The following is a 284-nucleotide window of genomic DNA, read 5'->3' as shown; positions in this document are numbered from 1 at the left end:
CATGCCAACCGTCGACGGTGCCGCCCTGTTCGCGGCCGCCTGCGCGGGTTGCCACACGCCGTCGGCACCGATGATGCGGCTCGGCGGACGGCCGGGTCTCGACCGCAGCAGCGCCGTGCTGGGCGACGATGCTTCCAATTTCATCCTGACCGTGCTGCACGGGATCCCGTGGGAACGCCCCGCGCCCGGTGGCGCGGCTGCCGCCTACAAAAGTGTCTTATAAACAACTCCCAGCCCACCAGAACGAGCTACAGAGGCTTATGCGGGGTGTGGGTTTAAAAAAA

1 protein-coding gene is annotated in these 284 nt (G+C 65.5%); it reads left to right on the top strand.

Annotation, left to right across the window (positions count from 1 at the left end):
* A partial coding sequence (locus tag ACEN88_RS35300; RefSeq protein ID WP_413347066.1) for a c-type cytochrome occupies nucleotides 1-223 on the top strand: 223 nt, incomplete at its 5' end.
* Nucleotides 224-284 lie beyond the last annotated feature (61 nt).

This window comes from Massilia sp. CT11-108, assembly GCF_047302915.1.
Taxonomy (GTDB): Bacteria; Pseudomonadota; Gammaproteobacteria; order Burkholderiales; family Burkholderiaceae_D; genus Telluria; species Telluria orientalis.
The sequence above is the reverse complement of the archived record's forward strand: the minus strand, read 5'-3'. Positions and strand labels throughout refer to the sequence as shown.